The organism is Gordonia sp. 852002-50395_SCH5434458, from assembly GCF_001665905.1.
Classification (GTDB): domain Bacteria; phylum Actinomycetota; class Actinomycetes; order Mycobacteriales; family Mycobacteriaceae; genus Gordonia; species Gordonia jacobaea.
This window is the reverse complement of the sequence record NZ_LZTC01000075.1, coordinates 124,401-147,725: the sequence shown is the minus strand read 5'-3', so window position 1 is coordinate 147,725 and position 23,325 is coordinate 124,401. Positions and strand designations below refer to the sequence as shown.

General features: G+C 64.5%; 23 protein-coding genes and 1 pseudogene. 12 read left to right on the top strand and 12 right to left on the bottom strand.

Annotation, left to right across the window (positions count from 1 at the left end; all coding sequences use genetic code 11):
* Positions 1–9 precede the first annotated feature (9 nt).
* The gene (locus A5785_RS16980) at positions 10–243 is read left to right on the top strand and encodes a hypothetical protein (RefSeq protein WP_064867787.1); all 234 of its coding nucleotides are present in this window, start codon (positions 10–12) and stop codon (positions 241–243) included.
* A 394-nt stretch (positions 244–637) separates the two neighbouring features.
* Positions 638–1,615 (top strand): IS481 family transposase, encoded by a 978-nt coding sequence (locus A5785_RS16975; protein ID WP_064867785.1) that lies wholly within the window; start codon positions 638–640, stop codon positions 1,613–1,615.
* Positions 1,616–1,786: 171 nt separating this feature from the next.
* Here the strand turns inward: A5785_RS16975 and A5785_RS16970 are convergent, their stop codons facing one another.
* From A5785_RS16970 to A5785_RS16950, 5 genes are all read right to left on the bottom strand, one after another.
* Positions 1,787–2,158, bottom strand: a complete 372-nt coding sequence (locus A5785_RS16970) for a hypothetical protein (protein WP_064867783.1) — start codon at positions 2,156–2,158, stop codon at positions 1,787–1,789.
* Between the two features lie 9 nt (positions 2,159–2,167).
* Complete coding sequence (locus tag A5785_RS16965; protein WP_064867781.1) at positions 2,168–2,611, bottom strand: hypothetical protein; 444 nt, start codon at positions 2,609–2,611, stop codon at positions 2,168–2,170.
* A complete protein-coding gene (locus tag A5785_RS16960) occupies positions 2,604–3,737 on the bottom strand; it encodes a hypothetical protein (RefSeq protein ID WP_064867779.1) in 1,134 nt (377 codons plus the stop codon). Before A5785_RS16960 ends, A5785_RS16965 begins: the two co-directional genes overlap by 8 nt.
* A gap of 299 nt (positions 3,738–4,036) precedes the next feature.
* The gene (locus A5785_RS16955) at positions 4,037–4,588 is read right to left on the bottom strand and encodes a hypothetical protein (RefSeq protein ID WP_064867777.1); all 552 of its coding nucleotides are present in this window, start codon (positions 4,586–4,588) and stop codon (positions 4,037–4,039) included.
* 10 nt (positions 4,589–4,598) lie between these two features.
* A complete protein-coding gene (locus A5785_RS16950; RefSeq protein WP_064867775.1) occupies positions 4,599–5,501 on the bottom strand; it encodes a DNA/RNA non-specific endonuclease in 903 nt (300 codons plus the stop codon).
* A 359-nt stretch (positions 5,502–5,860) separates the two neighbouring features.
* Between A5785_RS16950 and A5785_RS16945 the strand changes: the two genes are divergently transcribed.
* The 7 genes and pseudogenes from A5785_RS16945 to A5785_RS16920 all read left to right on the top strand — a co-directional run bounded on the left by A5785_RS16945 (position 5,861) and on the right by A5785_RS16920 (position 13,728).
* A complete protein-coding gene (locus A5785_RS16945; RefSeq protein WP_064867773.1) occupies positions 5,861–6,376 on the top strand; it encodes a recombinase family protein in 516 nt (171 codons plus the stop codon).
* Entirely contained in the window at positions 6,373–6,951 is a 579-nt protein-coding gene (locus A5785_RS16940; RefSeq protein WP_064867771.1) for a hypothetical protein, read from the top strand. The genes A5785_RS16945 and A5785_RS16940 overlap by 4 nt, the downstream gene beginning before the upstream one ends.
* 321 nt (positions 6,952–7,272) lie before the next feature.
* The gene (locus A5785_RS16935) at positions 7,273–7,563 is read left to right on the top strand and encodes a hypothetical protein (protein WP_064867769.1); all 291 of its coding nucleotides are present in this window, start codon (positions 7,273–7,275) and stop codon (positions 7,561–7,563) included.
* 119 nt (positions 7,564–7,682) lie between these two features.
* Positions 7,683–7,853 (top strand): annotated as a pseudogene (locus tag A5785_RS24065) (Abi family protein); the annotation flags it as partial.
* Positions 7,854–7,986: 133 nt separating this feature from the next.
* Complete coding sequence (locus A5785_RS16930; protein ID WP_064867767.1) at positions 7,987–9,501, top strand: class I SAM-dependent DNA methyltransferase; 1,515 nt, start codon at positions 7,987–7,989, stop codon at positions 9,499–9,501.
* Entirely contained in the window at positions 9,494–10,720 is a 1,227-nt protein-coding gene (locus tag A5785_RS16925; protein ID WP_156528096.1) for a restriction endonuclease subunit S, read from the top strand. The genes A5785_RS16930 and A5785_RS16925 overlap by 8 nt, the downstream gene beginning before the upstream one ends.
* On the top strand, positions 10,717–13,728 hold the full coding sequence (locus A5785_RS16920; RefSeq protein ID WP_082946592.1) for a type I restriction endonuclease subunit R: 3,012 nt from the start codon (positions 10,717–10,719) through the stop codon (positions 13,726–13,728). The genes A5785_RS16925 and A5785_RS16920 overlap by 4 nt, the downstream gene beginning before the upstream one ends.
* Positions 13,729–13,808: 80 nt before the next feature.
* On the opposite strand, the gene A5785_RS16915 is transcribed toward A5785_RS16920, so the two are convergent.
* On the bottom strand, positions 13,809–15,692 hold the full coding sequence (locus A5785_RS16915) for a hypothetical protein (RefSeq protein ID WP_156528093.1): 1,884 nt from the start codon (positions 15,690–15,692) through the stop codon (positions 13,809–13,811).
* A gap of 782 nt (positions 15,693–16,474) precedes the next feature.
* On the opposite strand from A5785_RS16915, the gene A5785_RS16910 reads away from it, so the two are divergent.
* Positions 16,475–16,828 (top strand): hypothetical protein, encoded by a 354-nt coding sequence (locus A5785_RS16910; protein ID WP_064867759.1) that lies wholly within the window; start codon positions 16,475–16,477, stop codon positions 16,826–16,828.
* Positions 16,829–17,273: 445 nt separating this feature from the next.
* Here A5785_RS16910 and A5785_RS24060 read toward each other — a convergent pair whose 3' ends face one another.
* From A5785_RS24060 to A5785_RS16885, 6 genes are all read right to left on the bottom strand, one after another.
* Complete coding sequence (locus tag A5785_RS24060) at positions 17,274–17,402, bottom strand: helix-turn-helix domain-containing protein (RefSeq protein WP_442902861.1); 129 nt, start codon at positions 17,400–17,402, stop codon at positions 17,274–17,276.
* A gap of 280 nt (positions 17,403–17,682) precedes the next feature.
* Entirely contained in the window at positions 17,683–18,213 is a 531-nt protein-coding gene (locus A5785_RS16905; protein ID WP_156528088.1) for a helix-turn-helix domain-containing protein, read from the bottom strand.
* A gap of 24 nt (positions 18,214–18,237) precedes the next feature.
* Entirely contained in the window at positions 18,238–19,314 is a 1,077-nt protein-coding gene (locus tag A5785_RS16900) for a DUF2637 domain-containing protein (protein WP_064867755.1), read from the bottom strand.
* Positions 19,311–19,502 carry a hypothetical protein gene (locus A5785_RS16895; protein ID WP_064867753.1) on the bottom strand — a complete coding sequence of 64 codons (192 nt, stop codon included), beginning with the start codon at positions 19,500–19,502 and terminating at the stop codon, positions 19,311–19,313. The genes A5785_RS16900 and A5785_RS16895 overlap by 4 nt, the downstream gene beginning before the upstream one ends.
* A 64-nt stretch (positions 19,503–19,566) precedes the next feature.
* Positions 19,567–21,321, bottom strand: coding sequence for an AAA family ATPase (locus A5785_RS16890; RefSeq protein WP_156528085.1), 1,755 nt, complete (start codon positions 21,319–21,321; stop codon positions 19,567–19,569).
* On the bottom strand, positions 21,318–21,506 hold the full coding sequence (locus A5785_RS16885) for a helix-turn-helix domain-containing protein (RefSeq protein WP_064867749.1): 189 nt from the start codon (positions 21,504–21,506) through the stop codon (positions 21,318–21,320). The genes A5785_RS16890 and A5785_RS16885 overlap by 4 nt, the downstream gene beginning before the upstream one ends.
* A gap of 128 nt (positions 21,507–21,634) precedes the next feature.
* Here A5785_RS16885 and A5785_RS23540 point away from each other — a divergent pair, with 128 nt between their 5' ends.
* Both A5785_RS23540 and A5785_RS16875 read left to right on the top strand, forming a co-directional pair.
* Complete coding sequence (locus A5785_RS23540) at positions 21,635–22,072, top strand: helix-turn-helix domain-containing protein (protein ID WP_064867747.1); 438 nt, start codon at positions 21,635–21,637, stop codon at positions 22,070–22,072.
* A complete protein-coding gene (locus A5785_RS16875; RefSeq protein WP_064867745.1) occupies positions 22,069–23,289 on the top strand; it encodes a tyrosine-type recombinase/integrase in 1,221 nt (406 codons plus the stop codon). The genes A5785_RS23540 and A5785_RS16875 overlap by 4 nt, the downstream gene beginning before the upstream one ends.
* Positions 23,290–23,325: the final 36 nt, after the last annotated feature.

The window sequence follows — 23,325 nt, the reverse complement described above, 5'->3', positions numbered from 1 at the left end:
GGAGGTCCCATGTCCACCATCACCGACCCGCAGACCACAGTCCGCGAGGTCCTGGCCACCATCGGCATCGACATCCCCGACCATCTCGACGTCGTACTCACCGACGTCCGCACCGGGCCCCGCATCGCGACGTACCGCGTCTCGCCGTCGCAGGTCGAGGCCGGATGCGAGCAGCACTGGCTGGTGACCGGCGAGACCGTCAACGCCGCTGCGCTCGTCGAGGCCTTGCCGTGGCACGACTGACGCCCGACGGCCCCGTCGCCGCCGTGAGCGCCCACGAATAGTTCTGCGGGGCAGTCCTTGTCGGATCATCCGGCATCCTCGGCAGGGTCATTGAGATCCGCGACGGCGACGACGGATCGCTCCTCGTCGGCATCGTGCTGCGGCGTGGTCGCGAGCGCCTGGGTACCTACGAGGCCGTCGTTCGCCCCAGCCCGAGGCCATGGGGATGAAAGATGCAAACCCCTGCACCGAGATTTGGTGCAGGGGTTTGCTTTTCACTCCATTCTGCTGAGAGCAGCCACAGCGCTAGGTGTAACTCTTGGGGAGGTTGTGAACGGCGTGGTGCCGGTCAACAGGTGAGGGCCTCCGGTATCGATGTGGTTACCACACACACGCCGATCACCAAGAGGCCCTCATGACCCACCGTAATGCCTTCCTCACCGAACGTGGCCGTCTGGCCCTGGCTCAGTGCGTCGTCGATAAGAACTGGCCTCTACGACGGGCCGCCGAACGGTTCAACTGCTCACCGGCCACGGCCAAGAAGTGGGCCGACCGCTACCGGCAGACCGGTGAGGCCGGCATGGCAGATCGGTCCAGCCGCCCCTACCGGTCACCCCATCAGCTCCCTGTGCGCCGGGAACGTCGAATCATCAAGTTGCGGTTCCTGCGTCGCTGGGGCGCTGCACGAATCGCTGCGCACCTGCGGCTAGCAAAATCGACCGTCGAGGCGGTGTTGCGCCGGTATCGGATGCCGCTGTTGCGTCACCTCGATCAGGCCACCGGTCTTCCGGTACGCCGGACACCGCCACGACGCTACGAACACGACGCTCCCGGCGACCTGATCCACATCGACATCAAGAAACTCGGCCGCATCCCCGAAGGCGGCGGCCACCGCAAACTCGGGCGCACGGTCGGCAACCGGCACAACAAGAAACACCGCCCGGGGTACGCATATCTGCACCACGCCGTCGATGACCATTCCCGGCTGGCATACTCCGAGATCCTCACCGACGAACGCAAAGAGACCGCCGCGCAGTTCTGGGACCGCGCCAACGCCTTCTTCAGCCAACATGGGATCACTGTGAGACGAGTGATGACCGACAACGGCGCCTGTTACCGCTCAAAGGTTTTCGCAGAATCCCTCGGCGCCGAGATCAAGCACAAGAAGACCCGTCCCTACCGCCCGCAAACCAACGGCAAGGTCGAACGATTCAACCGCACCCTGGCCTCGGAATGGGCCTACGCCGAGTTCTACAGCTCAGAAACCGCCCGCGCAGCCACCTACGACGACTGGCTACACCACTACAATCACCACCGAGCCCACACCGGCATCGGCGGACTCACCCCGATCGAACGCCTACACGTTCACAACCTGCCCGGGTCTTACAGCTAGGTGCCGGGTTCGATCCCCTGGGATGATCCGGCAGGGCGACGAGACCAGCGACGCTCAGTGGGCTGCACCTACTTGGACGATCATCTCGAGTCGCCCGCCGAGGCACGTCATTCGTCGCGGCTTTCCCTTGTCGTCGCAGATCGAGTAATCAAGATTGCGGCAAGATGGGCGTCAGTACAGCGAGATGCCGCTATCTGCAAGCGCATTGAACGGCACATCGAATGGGGACGTGGACTCATCGTCCGCGACGAGAATGCGCCAGCCAGGTCCATTTCGGTCTTCACTGCCTGGCGGGCGTACTCCGATCTGCGAGTTGAAGATGATCGGCACCGTCGGGAACTCTGTAGCGAGCTCAATCATATGGTCGTCGTCCGAAAAGATGCTGTACCCAGTCACGAGGATGACTTCCCGAACTCGGCCACCGGGGATCGAGTAGAACGCGATCGTGATCTGGCCGTTCCGCCCGGTCTGCCTTCGCCACTTCGGAGCATGCGAGGTCAGGACATAGTGATCGGCCTCAGGTGTGGGGTCGTCTATTGCCATGCCTCGGCGTTACTCCTCTCCCGATGACGGATGCTGCCTTCCACGTGCCTCCGCGTGATCACGCAGTCGCCCGCCAATCCGCTTCGCCTGCTTCTGTGAGATGCCAGTGAAGTCGATCGACGTGTGCCCCTTTAGACACGGCTTCGGGGTCGACGGAGCGTTCTCGTCGTAGATGGAACGCAGTCCCTGCTCCTTCACCTCTCCGACCGATACCGCCCACACACCAACCGAATCTAACTCGAACTCCTCGGTGAACTCCTTGAAGTTCTCCTCCGCCGACACCTTCGACTCGCGTGCTGCCGATAGCTTCTGCTGATCCTTTGGCGTAGGCCGGAAAGCCTGTGAGGTCAGCTCGCCGTTCACGATCCATGTCGGATGAGTGTTGCGCCACAGTAGCTCTGTCTGGTCGCCGAGAAGCTCCTCGCTGTTGGCAAGCTGACTGTCGTCACTCACTGATCGCATCCTTCACGAAGTCGGCTACGCCGTCGGGATCGTCGTCGTGGAAGCTGCGGTCCTCGCCGTCTTCATCGCTCGAGCGCCCGTACCACGAGGCCTCGATCGGGCCGGAGTTGAGTATCTCCACCTCCACTGCACGCGAAGATGTGCGCCATTCGAGCTGAATACCGCCATCACCCGACGGGTAGATCGCCGGCGCCGGCACCTCGGCATCGAGCGTCGCGAGCAGAATTCGTTCGACCCTTTCGACCGTCTCGTTCGACGGCGGTTCAGATCCCGGGTGCAACCAGTTCTGCCCGAGACCAGCAAGCTCACGCAAACGCTCTGACCATGAGGATGGCAGTGCAGGTTCGACGTGCAGTACGTCCGTGATCTTCACGATGATGCCCTCGCGGTTCTGCACTGCGATCACGCTCAAGGCGACCGGTGGCGCGGCCTCGACGTAGCCGAGGTAGCTGTGCAGTGAATCGAACACCGAGGGATCGGAGAACGTCCCTGTGATCTTCCTCTGCAAGAGGTCTTCGGTGACAGCCACATCGACGTGTGGCGGAGTGGAGGACAGGCCGGTCACCTGTCCGACGACCACCGTCTCGATCTCCAGTTCATCCAGCTTGGCGATTCGCTGAATACGCCTGCGAGTGTCGACCGTGAGGACGGCACGCCTTGGGTCGTCAGCGCTGTCGGCCAGTTCAATCTGCTCGTCCGCACGCAAGCTGCGGCCGAACTGGGCTAGAGGTTTGATAGCTGCCTGCGGAAAAGACGCAGGAAGGCGGTCAGCCGTTCCGATGTCACCCAGCGCGCTGTTGATCAGGCGTCGCGCATCGTCGTGCCAGTCCGTGTTCTGGAAGAGTCCGCCGTCGTTGACCGTCGGCCGCACGAGAACAGGTATCTGACTGCCTCGACCGACTCGGGTCAGTCGTAGATCGAATGCCTGATCGAAGCCGCGCGGAACCCGTTGCCGCTTGGGGTGCGCGCGGAGGTAAAGCTCGCGAGCTACTGTGCTGACGAGCAGGGCATACCGTTCCAGCTCGGCGGCGGAGGTCACCGGCAGCCCCTCCGCCGCGTCGAATCGCCCGCCGGCAAGGCGCAAGTACCCAAAGGGCGACACGTCCTCGCTGGTCATGGGAGCAGTGTAGCCATCCCGCCGCCGGCCGTGTTGCGCGGTGGCTTGTCGGTGCACTGCCAGGGAGGGTGGTCGGAATCCGCGTCGTGCTGCGCCAGGGCGGCCAGCGCCCGGGCACCCACGAGGTCGCTGCCGATCCCAGCGACAGTATGTCCATCCGGCCCACGCCTCGACCCTGGGGATGACGCAAGGGAAGGCCCCGCACCGGAGTTCCAGTACGGGGCCTTCATCTTTCGCTACTGCCACCAAAAGTTGCAGCCTCACCAGGGAGGTAGCGAAGTGTTCGAAGGGCGACAGCGCTAGGGGATGGGCCTTTCGAAGTAGAGGTTCTCGCCGGGGGTATCCATCAGGTCTCCGCCGAATGCGCCGTTCAGAAAGTCGACGATGAACGCCGCGAGACCTCCGTCGTGGTAGAGCCACTCCGAGCTGAGATCGGTGTACAGCACGGGCCAGGAGTTCGGATCGTCGCCGGTCTGGTGCCAGTAGCCGAACGACCCGCTGGCGCCGCCACCCCACGGACTGAACTGCAGCGGTTGCGGTCCCAGGTTCACCGGCTCCGTCTCGCCACCGGGTTTGATCCACTCCCAGTCGTTGTCCTCGATCCACTCAACCGATCCGGCCAGCTCCTCGGAGGCCAGGCGTCCGTGCTCGAAGACGTCCCCGCCGGCATCGCTGGGGACCCAAACAGAGACCTCCGAGACGAACGCGCCTGGGCCGTAGGTCTGCACGATGCGCTTGTAGTCATCGGGAAGCCGAAACCCGAGTGCGCGTTCGGTCTGATCCCAGTCGACCGCAGGCCCGCCGTCGGGCGGGGGCGCGACGAGTCGCTCCAGGTCGTCGATCGGTGCCATCAGAGTCCTCTCATCGGTTGCTGATCGTGCGGTTCAGGTTGAGGCCGCACCCACGTGCGACCATGGTGATGGTGTCCGGGTAGGGCAGCGAGCCGAACGTCGAAACCGGACCCGGGCCGTAGTTTGGGATCACGTAGTAGTCGACTTTGCCAGCGCCGCAGCGCTTCACAGCCTCGTATACCTGCCGTTCAACCGTCCTCATCTTGCCATTGGCGGACACGGTCAGCGGAACGATGTTACGAGCGTCGCCTCCCTTGCCGCCGAGGATCTGGGCCAGCAGGTGTCCGCGCACTGTGCGGTTGCCGCCGAACCCGCGCGGCGTGACGTCATTGGGCTTCTTCGAGCGAGACCGGCTGCCCTGGTTCAGCATGCCCCGCGAGACCTTCGCCTGCACCTGCGAAGCTCGACGGGCGTTCAGGCCGCCGAACTCTGCTGTGCCACCGTCTTTGAAGACGACGCGTCGTCCGTTGGCGAGTGTTGTCTCGTCCTTCACGACGCCCTGTCCCGGTCGATACTTCTCGGGCATCGGGAATCCCGGCGTCGGGTTCTGCTGTCGCGGCGGCCGCGGGCCCGGTGCGGGCTGCTGCGGCTTCTTCGCGCCTGGGCCGACCGGTGGCGCGACGTTGGGCGCCTGACCCATCTGCTTGCAGCGCGACAGCTCGGCGTTGAGCGTCTGTCCACGAGAGACTAGGCGGCTTCGCCACGAGTTGTAGTAAGCGACCTCGGCCGGGGTTCCACCGCCGCGGGCGTTGCGCGCAGCGACCTGCGCGTTGTAGGTGCGCGCCTCGGAGTTGAAGCTCGCAATGCGCGACGGCAGGGTCGAACAGTTGGTCGCCGCGTCGGCTTTGGCCGAGAACACCGGCGCCGTCTGCATTCCTGCCACCAGAAATGCGCCGAGGAACAGGGCGAGCAAGAAGCTCCGTATTCGAATCACGATCCCCCCGATCTGACTGTGCGGCGACCCAGTGCCGCCACTAGTCTGTGATCCTGCGCGAGAACCCTGCGGACGCGAGGAACTCATCCACAGGCGCAATAATCGCAATCCACCGCGGGACTGCCCCGAGCTGTCGCTCTACCCAAACTGCCCTGCAGGGTCGCGGACGTGACGGCCCCTCCCTCGGCAGGACCTCTAGCAGGGTCGTGGATTCTGACGTAGGCGGAAAGAACAACTCCCACCCCGCGCCCCCGGCGCCGTTCGCCGAGGCCGATCTGTCTTTCAAGCCCCGCCCTGCGCTAGTCCCACTAGAGGTACAGCTTGCGTACGGTTAGCGCATGAAGATCGGCTACGCCCGCTGCTCTACCTACGGCCAGGACCTCACCGCCCAGATCGACGCGCTCACCGTACGCGTGGTCGAGGAAAACCAGATTCACACCGATCTCGGCTGCCCCAGCGACGAACTGGTCGTCACCAAGCTCGACCGGCTGGCGCGCAGCGTCTCCGACGCCCGCGACATCGTTGAAGGTCTCACCGACAAGGGCGTGAAACTGCGTATCGGCGGGAGCCTGCACGATCCCGACGACTCAACCGGACGTCTGCTGCTCAATGCTCGTGCCATGGTTGCCGAGTTCGAGGTGGACCTCGTTCGTGCCTGCACCCGCGAGGGCGTGGCCGTCGCCAACGCCAAGGGGCGACTCCGGGGCAAGAAGAAGTTGCCGACCAACCAGGAATGTCGTCTCGTCCAGTTCTTTCAGTCCGGCGAGCACACCGTCGGTGAACGCGCCGAGGACTTCGGCGTCAGTCGCGCTACTGACTACCGCGCTGATGATCGATCGGCCGGTATCTCGTGAGCAATCTTGAATCTCCCGGCCGGCGAACCGCGCAGGAAGACGAGGTCATGCCGTTGCCCCGACGCTCGCGGCGAAAAGGACTCGCCACTCTCGTCGCGGTGCTGGCGCTCGCAGCTACCCTGTACTCCCTTGCGTGGGGCGAACATAGAGCTCATACAGACGACTTCAGTAAAGCCAAATCGGACTGTCGCCTCTCCTCGATCAGATTTGTCGAAGAACTCGATACCGCTAGGGGGGTGGCGGCCAAACACAGCTTTGAGTCGCAAGCCGTCGTGCTGGAGGGCTACCAGGCTTCCATCAACATGGGGATTAACGAAGTGCAGGAAGAGTGTTTCAACGAGCTGTTGCTCGTCCGCGCCGTGGATGATCTGGAAGATCGCTGGGTCCCATTACGGTTCGCACTCGCGAACGTTGAAATGACGAGGAGCATGCCCGGAAGCGAACCGGGCCACAGCTTGGAGGAGCGCCTGCTTGAGGAAATGTCGAACTTTCTCGCGGACGAACTATCACCTCATGTATATAGCGCGGAGCCACCGTCATTCCGGGACTCTGTCAAGCGACTCATCGGCAAGTAGACCGCGGTCTGAGTCCCGCTTTGCCCGTCGAGCACGATCAGGTCCGCGGGCTCGGTCATCGCACGAATCATTGCCACCAAGTTTTCGTTCGTGGCACCCCGTGGCCTGATGTCGATTCCCGGGATGCCCGGGCACATCTGGGCCAGTCCTTTAGCGAGGTGCGCCCCTTGATGTGTAAAGCGGGCGTGCGCAAGTGATTCGACATGCGCGGCACGCTAGTTGTTTCTCGACGCGGACCTGGAATCCCCCCGTGGTTAAGACAGCCAGCAAGGCTATGGCGTTCGTCACACCAGAGTTTCGATCACGGTAGAGTCCCGAGTCGTGAACAAGCAGTATTGGGACGATCTCGTCTACGAGGGCGAGAAACTGACTGAAGTCGCCGAGGGTGTCCCGCGTGACCTGAGCGAGGACATCTCCCGATCCGAAGCTGGGCGGGCCCAGACACGACGCGACGCCGAGCGATACCGCGCACTAGTGAACGACACGCGCCCGCGCGACCCGAATCGGCAAGAGCACCAGCTGCAGGACGTGATCGACGCCTACCGGTGGAACCACCGCGAAGCTGCGCGCAAGGTCCGGCACGGCATCGGCTTTACTCGTCCGGGTCGATAGGAACCCGGTTTCGGCGAGTTTCGTGGATCGATCAAAGGCGTCGGTAGGGAATCTGCATGCCCCGGTCCGAGACTGCTGGATCTGGTCCTCGATCGACAGCCATGACTTGAGCGGGCGTCATGCTGTACGCCGGGATGACTGCCAATGACCAGAAGGAACTCGCTCAGTGGTTCAAGGTGACGGTCGCCCCCGGCGCCTCGAAGTCCGCGCGCCAGGCATGGGCCCGCCGCCCTCCACTCGTCAACTGGCTCGAGCACCTGACGATCGTCCGCAATATCTGCGCCCACCATGGGCGACTTTGGATGGTTCACGTGACAACCCAACGTCGTGACGCGGACACACCTGTGGGATGTTCGTTTCCGCGACCATGCCTGGTGGAATTGCACAGATCAACCCACTCGACTCCGAGTAAGGACTCGCACTTTGCCACTGACTCAGCAACAGCTCGAAACCAGCCTCTGGAACGCCGCAAACGCGCTCCGAGGCCCCGTCGACCCTGCCGATTTCAAGAACTATGTCTTCCCGGTGCTGTTCTGGAAGTGGTTGTCGGATACCTGGGACTACAACCACGAACTCGCGATCGAAGCGTGGGGTGATGACCTTACGGATGACATTGAGCTCGAAGACTTCCAGCCTTTTGTCATACCGCCCGACTGCCAATGGAACGTCGTCGCCCGCAGCACCCAAGCTCGCAAAGGCCTGCGCGTGCGCACCGCGATGGACACGATCGCCCAGGCGAACCCCGAGAAGCTGCGGGGCGTGTTCGGCGACGCCGCATTCGGCAACGAGGAACGTGTTCCCCGACCCGCGCTAGATGCGTTGCTCAACGCCTTCGACAAGCTGACGCTGAACCCGAAAGAAGTCACCGGGGACATGCTCGGGGCGGCATACGAGTACCTGCTGGAGAAGTTCGCCGACTCCTCGGGCCAGAAGGCCGGCGAGTTCTTCACCCCACGTTCGGTGGTTCACATGCTCGTTGACATCCTCGATCCGCAGCCGGGCGAATCGGTCTACGACCCGGCATGCGGCTCGGGCGGCATGCTTGTCGAGACCGTACATGCGATCGCAGCGAAGGGCGGAGATCCCCGTGCGGTCCATCTACACGGCCAGGAGATCAACCTGACCACCAGCGCCATCGCCCGGATGAATCTCTTCCTTCACGGAATCGAGGATCATGACATCGTCCGCGGCGACACGCTGCGCAGCCCCGCACACCGCACAGCGGCAGGAAAGCTGCGGACCTTCGACAAAGTGATCGCCAACCCGCCGTTCTCGCTCCAGGACTGGGGCGCAGACACCTGGGAGGGCGACAAGTTCGGCCGCGCCTTCTGCGGTGTCCCTCCGGCGAAGAACGGCGACTACGCCTGGGTGCAGCACATGATCACCAGCCTCAAGCCCAAGGGGCGGGCCGCGATCGTCCTCCCCCACGGTGTGCTGTTCCGCGGCGGCAAGGAGGCTGCGATCCGCAAGTGCATCCTCGAAAAGGACCAGGTCGAAGCGGTCATCGGGCTGGCTCCGAACCTGTTCTACGCCACGTCGATCCCGGTGTGCATCCTGGTACTGCGCAAGTCGAAACCGGACGAGCGCAAGCGCAACGTCGTGTTCATCGACGCCTCGAAGCGGTTCCAGCCAGGCAAGAACCGCAACACTCTCAGCGAGGACGACGTCAAGGCGATTCACACCGCCTACCACGAAGGCAAAGAGATCGACGGCGAGGGCGGTCTGCATCAACGAATGGTCGACCTCGACGAGATCAAGGCCAACGACTACGACCTCAACATCGGTCGATACATCAGCGCATCCACCGTCCAGGACGAGACCACAGTCGAGGACGCACTTGCCGTATGGAACGCGGCACGTGCCGCGCGAGAGCAGGCCGAGATCGAGCTCCTGGAGCGCCTGGCCGCAGCCGGATTCGGAGGTGACAACGATGCGTGAGGGCTGGGTCAGGAAATCCCTTGGCGAGATCTTTGAGCCCTCTAACGAACGTATTGGGTCAGCACAGGACCACACGGATGTCCTATCTGTGACCAAATACGATGGTGTGGTTCTCGCTTCACAGTATTTCGATAAAAGAGTCGCCTCAAAATCGCTCGAAAAATACAAACGACTCAATGTTGGTGATTGGGTATATTCAACAATCCATATCGATGAAGGGGCAATTGCGCGAAATAACACAGGGGTTCACGGTGCGGTAAGCCCCATGTACACAACCATGCGAATGAAGGACCGAAGTGTACTTCCTGAAATACTGGAAAACATCCTTCAGTCCCCGGAGATGCTCAGCACCTATTATCAGAATCAGCAAGGAAGCATCAATCGACGGCGAAGCCTCCCGTGGAAAAAATTCGCATCGCTGACAGTGCTCATCCCGCCCCTCGCCGAGCAGCAGCGCATCGCCGACCTCATGGACGCAGTCGACACTGCGATCAACGCCGCCCAGGCCGAGGTGGACGCAGCGGAGGGACTGCTGCGTAGGATCAGATCCGCGATCCCAACCGCCACCAGTTCGGAACCACTAGGTGACCTGGCGAAGATGCGGTCTGGCCCATCGTGGAAGGCCGCCGACGAGGCCGCAGTCCCTGGCCCTGGACTTGAGCCTGTGCTCGGGATCACGAACACGCCGGCTTCCGGCCAGATCGATCTGTCAACGCGGAAGTACGTACGTGGGCTTGCCGCTACTACACAGCGACTGACCGAAAACTCCCTCGTGATGATCCGGACAAATGGCAACCGCGCCCGGATCGGTAACGTGTACCGCAGCACACCAGAAGTGGAAGGATTTGCCGTTTCCGCATTCCAGATAGCAATCGAGCCTATCGACAAGCGCGATAGCGAGTTTCTCTACTGGATACTCGGATCCGACCCAGTGCAAGATTCCATTACCGAAGGTGCTAGTGGATCTACTGGTCTGGGCAATATCGCAATCGGATGGCTCAAGAAACTCGGGATCCCGCATCTGAATGAGCGCACTCGAACTGAATACGTAGAAAACTGTAATTCCGCCAACATTCTCGTGGCGACCTTGGCGGCTGCAGTTAACAGGCTCCGTGAGCTGCGTTCCTCAATGCTCTCTGTCCTGCTTTCCGGTGAGCACGAGATCCCCGACTCCTACAATCAGTTCCTGACAGATTCGGAAAGGGTGTCTGCGCGGTGAGTGTGTTCAGTGAAGCGAAGACGGTCCAGGACTGGCTGGTCACTAAGCTGGCTGGTCAGGGTTGGCTGAAGGTTGACGCGGAATCGCTCGACAGAGACGTCACGGATGTCTTCGTCGAGTCAGAAGTCGTTGCCGCGTTGATCCGGCTCAACCCGGAGATCGCTGATGACGAGCTTCTGGTCGATGAGGTGATCCCTCAGCTTCGGATGGCCGCGATGGGCGGTGACCTGCTCTCCGCGAACGAGAGGATGACGAAGTGGCTCAAAGGCGGTGAAACCATCCGGTTCTCGGGCAAGGCCACATACTCGCCCATCGACCTGATCGATTTCCGCAACCTCGGCAACAACCGCTACTGGGTGACCAAAGAGGTCACCTACGGCCCGGTCGGCAACAAGCACCGCTACGACATCGTGCTGTGGGTCAACGGTTTCCCGCTGGTGGTGATCGAGACCAAGACCCCGGTGAAGTCGTCGGTCTCGTGGCTCAACGGCGCGCTGGACATCGCCGAAACCTATGTGGCGCGCGTTCCGGAGTTCTTCACCCCCAACCTGATGCTCGCTGCCACCGACGGCAAGGAATTCCACTACGGAACGATCCTGTCGGAGCCGTCGGCCTGGCAGATGTGGGGCAGTACCGAGGACCCTTACGACCTCGACGGCATGGCGAGGGTGGTGCGCACGGTCGAGCTGCTAATGACACCCGAGATGATCACTGAACTGCTGGGCAGCTTTACCTACTTCCACTCCGACGAGTCGGCCCGGTTCAAGATCCTGCCGAGGTACCCGCAGGTCGAAGCGGCACGGGCGATCTACCACAAGGTCAAAGCGGGCGGGACCAGGGGCCTGATCTGGCACTTCCAGGGCACCGGAAAGACCCTGCTCATGGCGTTCGCCGCGAACCTCATCCTCGAGGACCCCGAGATCGGCGACCCGACCATCCTCATCGTGCTGGACCGCATCGACCTCGTGGGACAAACCATGCGCCAGTTCCGGGCGCTCGGCGCGGCGAACCTCATGGAAGCCGGCACCCGCGCAGAACTGCACGACGTGCTGCGCACAGGACGCTCCGGCGTCATCGTCACCACCATCTTCCGCTTCGCCGAAGCCGGTGGGGTTCTCACCGAGCGGGAGAACGTGATCGTCCTGGTCGACGAGGCCCACCGAACCCAGGAAGGCGACCTCGGGAACCAGATGCGCACCGCGCTCCCGCACGCCCGGTTCTTCGGCCTGACCGGCACCCCCATCTCCGACAAGGACCGCAACACCTTCAAGCTGTTCGGGGACCCCCAGGACCCAAACGGCGCCCTGAGCGAATACTCGATGGAACGGTCCATTCACGACGGGGCGTCCGTCCCGGTCCACGTCGAGCCACGGCTGGTCAGCTGGCATCTCGACGCCGAGACCATGGACGCCGAGTTCGAGGCCATGGCCGAGGAGGAGGGGTTGACCGAAGAAGAGCGCGACCTGCTCATCCGCCGCGCTGGCCAAGCACGGACCATCGTCCGCAATCCCGACCGCATCAAGGCAGTGTGTGCCGACATCCTCGAGCACTTCGCCACCAAGGTCGCCCCGCTGGGTCTCAAAGCACAGGTCGTGGCGTTCGACCGTGAGCTGGTGGTCGCCTACGAAGCGGAGCTCAACAGGCTCATCGCCGAGAACCTGGACTACGACTTCACCACCAAGGTCGTGATCACCACCGGCTCCAAGGATGAGCCGGCCGAGTGGAAGACCCGGTACGGTCTGTCACGCGCCGAGCTGGACCAGGTCGTCAAGGAATTCAAGACCGCCGGGACCGGCCCGCACATCCTCATCGTGACGGCGAAGCTGCTGACCGGATTCGACGCCCCCATCGAAGGCGTCATGTATCTGGACAAGCCGTTGAGCAGGCACACCCTGTTCCAGGCGATCACCCGCACGAACCGCCGCTACAAGTCACCGATCTCGGGCCACGACAAGCGCTACGGCCTGATCGTGGACTACATCGGCCTCGGCGCGGCGATCGCGGTCGCGCTGCGCAAAGCGGACCCGGAGGGGCCGGGCACCCGCCCGATCGACATCGACGGGCTCATCGCCGAGTTCTCCGAGCGGATGGTCGCGGCGCTGGCGCGGTTCGACGGTATCGACCGCGACGGAAGTTACGAGTCCCTGTTCGAGGCCCGCCAGATCCTCACCGGTGAAGACGGTGCACTGGACGACTTCGCGCGCCAGTTCATCGGCGTGCAGGCAATCTGGGAGCTCGTGGCACCGCACGAGGACCTCGAGCCGTTCGAACATGACTACCGGTGGCTAGCTGGCATCTACGAATCGACCAGGCCGAGCCGAACGTCTGACGCGCTTCTGTGGGCCAGGCTCGGAACCAAGACCCAGGCCATCGTCCACCGCAACATGAAGGACGTAACAGTCGTCGGCCAGCCGGAACAGGTCGTCATCGACGCCGAGTCAATCGATACGCTCCGAACCCTACTCGACGGCACCGAGGACCAGATCGATCCGGACCGGGACATGGAAGACGACCCTGTCACCGTCGAAGAGGTCTTCGACACCATCGACCGCCGAATCCGGCGGCGTCTCGAAGCCACGGGGGCAAAGCTGTACAAGGACTTGTCTGAACAGCTCGAACGCCTCCACAAGATGTCTCTCGAATCGGCCGAAGACAGTCTTAAGTTCCTCAAGCAAGCACTCGAGTTGGCGCAGCGGGCCACCAGGATCGACCGCCTCGTCGACGAGGGCAAGATCGCTGAGGCCGAACGACTCCTAGACCCGAACATCGGCGCCCTCACCCAGATCGTCGAAGAATGCAAACCCGAAGGCGCGAGCGTCGTCATCGAAGACGTCGTCACCGACATCGACCGCATCGTCCGTGAATCCGCCTACTCCGGCTGGGCAGAGGACCAAGGCGGCGACCGCGAGGTCCGCAAACAGCTGCGCCTAACACTCAAGAAGTACGCTTTGCCAGTGTCCGGCGACCTGTTCACCAAGGCGTACAACTACGTGAAAGAGAACTACTAACCCCCGTCAACAACATCGCCACGCCTCAGCTGGTGTTCGCTTGCTACTGATCCACGCACGACGGCGCGCCAGCCGGAGGGTCAGTCGAAGTTCGGGCCGTCGGTCTCCGCAGATGCCTGGACACCGCTGCCCGCGCCAGACGGTCCCGGGCCACCGTCCGCCCCGGAGCCTGGGCGCTGGTTCTCGCCGATGAACTTCAAATAGTCGACCATCGCCCGGTTCACATGCACCGTCCGCTGGTCCTGTGGGAGCGCACGAGCCAGCCGCAGCGCCCGCGTGCCGAGCTCGGCAGCCAACTTGTACTGCTCGCGGGCCTCGGCCAGCCTCGCCAGTTCCCGGTCGAGAATCACCTTGTTCTGCTCCAGGGCCTGTGCCTTACCCGCCCCGAAGCCCTCGGCTGCGGCGTAGCTACGCTCCTCGGCGGCCTTCTCGCGGGCGGCCTTGGCCTCGGCCAGGGCCTTTTGCTGGGCGGCCAGGCTGGCGGTCAGCTGTTGCCGCTGCTGTGCCACCGCGGCCTCGCCGGTGGCGTAGCCGTCGCTGTAGCCGCGGGAACGGGCCTCATCCTCAATCTTCGAGGCCTCCTTCTTCGCCTCTTTCGTCGCCGCAGCGATTAGCTTCGGCTTCTCGGTCTTCTCCCAGTCGGCAGTGAGGTTGGCCTTCGCCGCCTCGATCTCGGCCACGGTCTGCTCGAGTTCCACGCGGGCTGTCGCCAGCTCGGCTTCACCAGCGACTTTCGCCGCGACGAGCTCCAGCCGCTCCTGCTCCAGAGCGGCTCGCTGAGCCTCGGCCTCGGTCTCGGCCGCGATCCGCTCGGTCTCCAGATGCACGAACGCCGACTTGTCCAAGCTCGCGCCCTCGGGGTTCACCTCCAGCTTGACTTCGAAACCGAGTTCCTGGCCGAGCGCGTGAATGCGGCGCCGGTAGGCCTCCTGGTAGTCGCGCATCTTGGTCGCGCCTGTCGGCTTGATCAGCTTGCCGTCGACCTCCTTGGTCACCTCGGCGCTTTGGCCCCACATCTGCTGGGCCTCCACGCGCAGGTCCTCCGAGGCCCGCACCGGCTCGCCGGTGGTGCGCTGCAGCCGCTGCCCGTCCTCGCCGAGGAGGTAGCCGTAGCGGTCGATACCGGCGATGTCGGCGGCAGAGATCTCCGGCGCATCGCGCAGCGTGTCGCTGCGCTTATCGATCGCGACGACCTTGTCCAGCGTGACCGACTTCTTGTACTTCACGACCGGCCGGCCGTCGGCGTCGAGCATCACCCGGTCGGGGCCGACTGACAGGTCCTTCGACACCGGCGCCAGGGTGTCGACCATCCAGTGCACATGCACCGCCGACTCGTCGTGATTCCAGACCACCCCGTGCACCGAGTTGTGACCGCCGGTGAGCACGTCCTGGGTCAGGTGCGCGTGCGTCTCGCGAAACCAGGCTTCGACCTTGGCCCGGCCCGCCTCATTGTCGGGCATGACCCAGCGCGAGCGTGAGCCCACCTTGACCTGCTCGCCGGACTTCTTGTCGGTCCGGTAGACCGGGTAATAATCCGGGACTTCCTTCAAAAGGTCCTTGGGAACCCACGCGACAATTGTCGTAGTTTCAAAACTTTGCGGATTCCACTTCCGTTTCACCGCGTCGATTCGCGCGTCGCCGTAGGCCAGCACGGGCTCCACGCCCTCGTCTGACGTCAGCTCGCGCAGGCCGCCGCGACCGTCGTTGACGTAGGCCGTGTTCAGGTGAGTGTCCTCAAGCACGATGCTCGGATTGCGCTGCGCCTGCCGCTGCATCGCGACCTCATCCAGCGCGCGCATCGCCTCCAGCAGTAGCCGTCCCCGCTCGCTGCGCGTCGCCGCCGAGGGCGGCTGGCCCGGCCCCGGCTCCCCGTGCCGCAGATGCCTCACGTTGTAGCCGGCCCGGGAGGCCGGAGAGGCCGCTGCACTCGCCCCGCCACGCCTCGTCGCGGTGCTCCCCGTCATCGTCGTCGCTCCCTTTCGCGTCCTCGTCCCGGCCGTCGCCGCGGGTCCCTGCTCCGCTATCGCTCCGCCCCACGCACCGCCGTCCGTGACGGGCAAACTCCTGCCACCGCGGGGCCCTGCAGGGGCTGCTGCGGCGGGGCCCTGCTTCGCTGCCCGCCACATCACCCCTGCCCCCCACGGTAGCAGAAGTTTGCTTTTAGCTCCCTAAAGCCAAACCACGGCGTCGCTACGCTCCTGGGGTTTGGCCGGTCGCTCGCGCCTACGGCGCTCGGGGTTACACCGCAGGTCAGAGGCCCTGCGGGGCCTCTTCCATCCCGGTTGTCGCCGAGTGCGCCTATTCGGCGCACCCGGCTCCGCCCGGGAAGAGGGGGTGACGTCACTTCCCCTTATGCCGTTTAGCTATTTTTGGCACTGTGCTGAGATCGCCGTTCCCGCACCGGGGTTTGGGAACATAGCGACCTGCGGAAACAGTGCGAAAACCGGGGGTTTGGGAACATTCCCAAACCCCCTCGTCAGCGGGGAAATCTATGTTCCCAAACCCAGCTGCAGCCCCTGGTCAGAGCGTTCAGGTATGGGAACATAGGTTCCAGGGCGTGACGCAACGGGAACATAGATCGCCGAATAGCCTCCGAGAGGCCCTCAGCGGCCGTCGGAGGGCCTGCTGACCCTCCTCCTGCCCTCGGGCCACCCACGGCGGCTGAGGCTGCATCACGGCCATTCATGCCCCCGTCCGAGGCGGCTGCGGGCGAGTCCGGCGGTTTCACCGGCGGGACGGACCACAGGTGCCAGATCGCGACCTGGACCCCGTGGCCGCATTGCGGGGGACCGCTGCCTGCCCGGGCGGCGAGGCGGCCGTCGGCGGCACCGACTCCGTGGAGTCGACCGTGGCCGGCGACTGTGGTCTGACGACATGGGGAAGCGGGGCATGCCGGGGCGAGGTGAGCTGCTGCCGACCGCAGATCATCGGCTCTGCCCCGCAATCACAGCACGCACCGCACCAGTCGACGCGGCGGCTGAGCACCGGCACGTCGCGAGCTGCCGGAGACATCGTCAGCAACGGCTCTACGCCCGCCGTCGGCCAGCGCCCCAAGGCAGGTGACGTCACCGTGGACCCGCGGCGGGCCTCCGGTGAGTAGTGCTACGCCGCGAGATCGCGGGCGGGCCAGAGACATTCGTCGAATAACTCGGCGAATAAACACTCAACGGGGCTCAGAGTTTCTCTCGGAGTAACTCTGAGAGCCGTTGTGACAGTTGTGCTGTCACTCAGCTGTCACTTTGGTGCCGCTTTCGTGCCCTGGTAGAGGCACTAAAACAGCACTTGTGCTGTCACTCTGCTGCCGCTCGCAGTTGTGCTGCCACTTTGCTGCGCAATAACTGTCGCCCGCGCGACAGTTGACCGGCAGTTGAGTGACAGTAGAGATGCGCTGTGACAGCACTACTGTCACTTTGCTGTCACACAAGTGCTCATTAAGTGCTGCGCAACTGCCACTTTCGTGTCACTCTGCTGCCGCACGAGCCGCCGCAGAGCATGAAAAAGCCCCCTGGAGACATGCTCCAGGGGGCTTTTTCGAGGGCTCTGGGTCAGCTCTTCGCCATCTCCCGCGGTGATCCCACAACCTCAGCCGCCCGGTTGATCCAACCGGAGACCGTGCTTTTCGACCGCCCGACCGCCTCCGCGATCTTGGCGCGGCTGGCTCCGGTCGAGTCCATCTCCAGAACCCGGGCGAGCTCGTCCGGATCAGCAACCACGCTGGTGCTGGACAGCCCACCTTCCGCGACCTCCAGCCAACCCGGAGACAGCGTCTCGACCCCCCGGCGAGACGCTGCCTAACGGCCCTGCAGTGCGGCCACGAGGCCGCCCACAGTGCCGTCGCACAGCTCCGTCAGGGCCAGCTCCGGATGCAGCCCGGCCAGCGCCAGCACGCCCCTCCGAGCTCACACTTCGCAGCCGCCAGCTCCCGCTCGATGTCCACCATCGCGATCCCTCCTTTCACGCAGCCCCGGCCGGTTCAGCCACCGACTCGGCGCGCAGATCTTCGGCCGCGCGCACCCAGCGACCCACGGTGTTGTGCGAGCCGATGCCCAGCTGGTCCGCGATCCGACGCCAGCTGACCCCTTGTCCAGCCAGTTGCAGCGCCTGAGCAATGACGTCGGGGGAGACGTCGGAACCGAGCTCCTGGCAGACCAGCACCGCGACGTCGTGCAGCCCGGGCCCCTCGCTTGAGTCAGCCGAGGCAAGGCGACGGCGCAGCGTCGAGTACGGAATGCCCAGTTGCTGGGACACCGATCGCAGACTCACCCCGCTCTCGATCAACCGCTGCGCCTCGACAATCTCTTCGCTCACCTCACCGCGGGGCGCTTGTGTACGACCCTGCAGTGCGGCCACGAGGCCGTCCACAGTGCCGTCGCACAGCTCCGTCAGGGCCAGCCCCGGGCGCCGGCCGGCCAGCGCCAGCAGCACCCGTCGAATCTCTCGCTCCTCGGCGGCCAGGGCCGCCAGCTCCTGTTCGATGATCGTCATCTCCATCTTTCCTTCTGTTCGTTTTCAGCCGCCGACCACGGACAGCTGTCGAGCGGTCTCGCCCTCGTCGTCCGACGCAGCCAGCAGGCGTTCGGCGGTCTTGGTCACGCTCGACACCGTCGAGGGCGACATGGACACCTCCCGTCCGATCGCACGCACACCCGCGCCCTGCTGCCACAGGCCCACCACACGGGCCACCGTCTCGGTGTCCGCCTTGGTTCGCGACTCCGCGCGGACCTGTTCGGCGAACTCAACATCGCAGGTCACAGGCTGTTCGTCGGTGTCCGCTGCCTCCGGGACGTGTTCGGCAACGACGTTCAGCTCGCCCGAGGGAGAACCCTCGGCGAACGGCCCGACAGACGCCTCGACGGACGGCTGTGCGGCCTGTGCGTGTCCGACGGACAGCTCGCTCGACACCCGCTGTTCGGCGATCACCGGCTGCGAGACAGCGGCCTGGAGACGTTCGTCGACGCGTTCGGCAACGGCCTCGGTTGCCACCTCCGTCGGACGCTGCTGTTCGGTGTCGTCCGGCTCGACCGCCGCCTGCTCCTCGACCTCATGGTCGCGGTGACCGAGCGCGATACCCACAGTCGCCAGGATCGCCGGGGCGTCGACGACGAGCGGGAAGATAGACGCCTCCAGCCCCGACCAGTCGGCCAGCAGGGCGAGCTCGCGGAGCTGGCCGTAGCTGACCCACAGCGCCACCGTCGCGATGACCACGCCGCCGATCTGAGCGACGCCCATGACCACCAGCCGGTCCAGGTGCAGCGCCAGCCACCACCGGCGCGGGTTCCACCACCGCAGTGCCTTCCACTCCGGCTCCGGCGCGTCCAGCAGTGCCCGCACCTCCGCGGGGCTGCGCCACAGGCCTCCGCCGTGGTGCCGGCCGAGCACGATGATCAGGTGCAACATCAGGATGAGGACCACGATCGGCGAACCGTCGATGACATCGACGGCCCACGAGGGCAGCTCCTCGCCGCGACGGGCTGCTCGGTTGCCCAGGATCGAGGCCGCACCGGCGACCAGGATGATTGCCCAGTAGTACGCGTACCGGGCGTACCACCCGGTGAGCCAGGCCCAGATCTTCCTCGTCCGCGTCATGCCGCACCGCCGCTCTTGCGGCGCAGCTTGATGCCTCGCGGCGCCACCACCGCAGCGCCCGCACCACTGGCCCTGCAGAACTGGTCCCAAAAGGCCTTGACCCCGGGATCACACGGTCGGTCCTCGACAGCCGCTGCGAGCTCACGCTCGAACTCAGCCCGCGAGAGTGGGCGCCTCATCTTCTTCATCACTGACCCTCCTCCGGGCTCGTCTCAGTCCTGTGTGTGGTGTCTCGCCGAGCGAACCAACCCATCACGCAGCCCCCTCAGCCGACTCGATCACGCGCATCGCGAGAAGCCCATCGAGGTCAGGAAGCGGCTGCCCAACGAACGGGTCATCGCCCACCTGCGGTTCGGAGACTGACGCCGCCAGAGCCTGCGGCGCCGGTGTGCGCACCCAGTAGAAACCGCTGCCGACCTTCTTGCCCTTCTCGATAGCTCCCGAGCCATGCAGCTTGTCGAGTAGTGCGGTGACCACCTCACGCAGCTGATCTCTCGGCGGCACCAGCTCCTGGGGAAACGGCCCCTTCTCATCGGTCATGGCGTTGATGATGTTCTGCTTGGTCAAGCCGCCGTCCGGAGTGGCCGCCTCGATCAACTCCTGCACCGCAGCCCGCCGCTTCAGGAACAGAGCGGCCTCCTTGGCCTCCCTGTTCTTGGCCTCCCTGGCCCCGGCCTCGCTGGCGGGCTCGACCTCGAAGACGAACTGGCCGTGTGCGTCCTTGACCACCTCGATGACGCCGACGTCGAAGCGCTGCCCCGAGGAGCCTGCAGGAGCGAAGTGATAGTGCAAGGACTTGAACCGGTCCTTGCCGGCTTTTACCTCCAGCGTCAGCTCGGCGGCGTCCTTGCGGTGAGGCAGGGCCGTCAGCTGCAGCACCTCGTCAACGGCCGGGGCCTTCGACGACGATCCGCGCGGCCGAGCAAGGGCCTCATGCCCCACATGATCGAGCACGATCACCGAGCACAGATCACGCACACGGCCGATCAGCCCCTGGAGCACCCGGCCAACGTCCGGTGTGGAGTTCTCGTCACCACCGAACGTGGCTAGCACAGCGGCGAGCGAGTCGATCACCAGCACCTTCGGCGGGCGGCGGCGGGCGCCCTCGACCACCGAGCGAAGAGCCTGCCACTCGGGGTGATCACTGGTGTGCCCCCACATCTCCGCCAGCGCGGGAAGTCGGACAACGCTCACCGCACGATTGCGAATGGCCTCATCCGGCACACCGAGCAACCGCAGACGAGTGGTCATGCTGTCGGCCGGATTCACATCGGCGTCGACGTAGATCGCCGACCCCGACTCCCACCCGTTCGCCCGAGCGGCTTCCACGCAGGCCTGCAACCCGATCCAGGTCTTACCGACACCGCCCTCGGCGGCGATCAGCGTCGTCCCCAGCGCGAGGATCAATCCCTGCACGTACGGGAACTTCGCCGGCGGCTCCTCGCCGTCCTGCGCCCCGGAGAGATCAACCGGACCCAGCGCGGCGACATCCACCAGACGCGGGAGCACATCACGCTCACCGGCGCGGATCAGATCCTGAAAGCGCCGCGTGTATTCCGCGTCGATCAGCTGCCGCACTTTGTCCGAGGTCAGATAGCCCGCGGCGACCATCTCTGTGGTCTGTTCGATCACGTCGGCACCGAGGCCACGCAATTGCGCCTCGAACTGCTCATCGAACGTGACCGCACTGGCGCCACCTGGCCGAGTCACAACCGCTCGCAAACCCGCGATCGCCGCGGTGATCCGCTGTTCCATCTCGGCTTCGGCCTGGGCCACGAACGCCTCGGAATCGGGCACACCCACGGTGGATGCACCAATTTCCTCGATTGCGCCATCTGCGCCATTCGCGCAATGTGCGCCAGACACGCCATCAGTGTTACTGTTGCCGGTAGACATCAGTTCACGACTCCTCTCAAAGTCGTTACAGAAAGCCTCGGTTGGCAGACTGGGGCTTTCCTCATTTTTAGGTGTTGTTTCTGCGCTCTGCGGCCGAGGCCAGCCGATCACGCGCTCGCTGCAAACTGCGATTCGACGTAGCGCTGCACGTCGGTCCGCTTGACGTAGATGGTCTTGCCGAGTTTCGCGCTCGGGATCACGCCGTCACGCAGCAGCGCTCGCCATGTCTGGCGGCCGATACCCAGCTCCGCGCGCACATCCTCGCCACGCACCGCATCCTCGGGAATCAGTCCCATGTCGTCCTCCTTCGATAGCTGTCCGATAACCGGACAGACTTGGTATGAGGAAGACGGTAGCACGGCAATGTCGATTAATGTCGGATGCGGACGCACACTGTCGGATGATACGTAGTACAGTGCCGCGCATGGCTGCAAAGAAGATTGAAATAGACGACACCGGGCGAACGGTGTCGCTCAACGTCACCATTCACCGAGCCACACGCGGTATGACCGTCGCCGAGCTGGCAGAGCGCGTTTCGGCGCTGGGCAGGCCTCTGACCAGGCAAGCGGTCAGCGAGATCGAGGCCGGCCGACGCCGTGTCGATGTCGACGACCTCGTGGTGCTGGCCGTGGCCCTCGGTGTGAGCCCGTCGACCTTGCTCATGCCGCGGGCCGACTACCACGACGACGTCGTCGCCGTGACCTGCGGCGGGCGCCTGCCCGCCGAGGACGTGTGGCGGTGGATCGTGGCGGACGCTCCATTGGACCATCCGACTGGTGACACCACTGAGTTCGAAGCTGCGGCAACTGAGACCGACGCCTTCCGACGTACCGCCCGACCGGCCTGGGAGGTACGGCGATGAGCAAGCGCAGTCGCGGCGAGGGGAGTGTCCGCCAGAGGCCCGACGGTCGGTACGAGGCTCGCATCTGGGTCACCACCGCAGACGGTGAGCGCAAGAGAGTCAGCGGCTACGGGGACACCGCCAAGGCTGCGATCGAGGCCCGTACTAAGAAGGCCGCCGCACTGGCTGCAGGAGCTCCTGTACGCAGCTCTCGAGCCACGCTGGCCGAGGTGGCCGCCCAGTGGCGCAAGCACGTCTTGCCGGTCGACTACCCGGCTCGCTCCACACAAGACCTCTACCGCTCCCGCTGTGAGGTCCACATCGAGCGAGCGCCCATCGGAGCAGTGCGCCTGTGCGATCTCACCCCGGGTCACATCCAGCGCTGGATCGCCACCAAGAGTGGCGCTGCCAGTAGCCTGCGTCAGGACCTCATCATCATGAGGCACATCCTCTCAATGGCCAAGCGCGACAAGCTTATCCGAGATAGTCCCGCTGCCGATGTGAAGCTCCCGAAGGCGCCGCGGGGCGAGGCTGCGCACCTGTCCATGCAGCAGGTCACCGCGCTGCTTGCCGCCGCAGAGAAACGGACCCGCTATGGCCTGGCGGTGCGGCTGCTGGCCACCACAGGAATGCGCCGAGGCGAGGCCCTTGCGCTGCGCTGGCGCGACCTCGACCTCACCACCGGTGAGGTGGTCATCTGCGGCACGATCGTCGGCAACGGCAGCCAGCTCACACGTCAGCCGTACCCGAAGGGCAAGAAACCCCGCCGCCTCGCCCTTCCCGCAGATCTGCTTGAGCGCCTGCGCCTGCACCGCGCGGCCCAGAACCGCGATCGTCTGGCCGCAGGACCTGACTGGGCCGACCGCGAGGGCTTGGTCTTCACCACCCGCACCGGCCGACCTGTCGATGGCCGGCGACTGCTGACCGCCGTCAAAGCCGCTGCCCGCGACCTGGGGCTGCCTGACGGCGTCGTGGCCCACACACTCCGGCATAGCGTCGCCACGCACCTGTTGCACTCCGCAGGCGTCGCGCCCGACGTCGTCGGCCAGCTGCTCGGCCACAGCAGCGTGGACGTCACCCTCGGCATCTACAGCCACGTCAGTGGCCTCGATGTGGCCTCCGCTGTGTCGCACGTCAGTACGAGTCTGTCGGGGGTAAACCGGCCTGCCGCTACCCCCACCAGTACCCCCAACATGTTCGACAACGACCAGCCCTCGTCCGACAGTGAAGTGGGCTGAACCGGTCCTACCTGTGGTCTTTCCGCAGCAATTCGG